The organism is Streptomyces xanthophaeus, assembly GCF_000725805.1.
In the GTDB taxonomy this organism is placed as follows: domain Bacteria; phylum Actinomycetota; class Actinomycetes; order Streptomycetales; family Streptomycetaceae; genus Streptomyces; species Streptomyces xanthophaeus.
Map to the genome: position 1 here is coordinate 1 of NZ_JOFT01000129.1, position 333 is coordinate 333.

1 protein-coding gene is annotated in these 333 nt (G+C 66.1%); it reads left to right on the forward strand.

The features are described 5' to 3' along the window. Positions 1-333: NAD(P)-dependent oxidoreductase (locus tag IO30_RS0129165; protein ID WP_031147844.1), on the forward strand; the 333-nt coding region annotated here is incomplete at both ends.

Below are 333 nucleotides of genomic sequence, written 5' to 3' on the forward strand. Positions count from 1 at the left end.
GACGCCGTCACCAAGTCGAAGTTCGACAACAAGTACGGCTGCCGCCACTCCCTGATCGACGGCATCAACCGCGCCACCGACGTCCTCATCGGCGGCAAGGTCGCGGTCGTCTTCGGCTACGGCGACGTCGGCAAGGGCTGCGCCGAGTCGCTGCGCGGCCAGGGCGCCCGCGTGATCGTCACGGAGATCGACCCGATCTGCGCGCTGCAGGCGGCCATGGACGGCTACCAGGTGGCGACCCTCGACGACGTCGTCGAGACGGCCGACATCTTCATCACGACCACGGGCAACAAGGACATCATCATGGCCTCCGACATGGCCAAGATGAAGCAC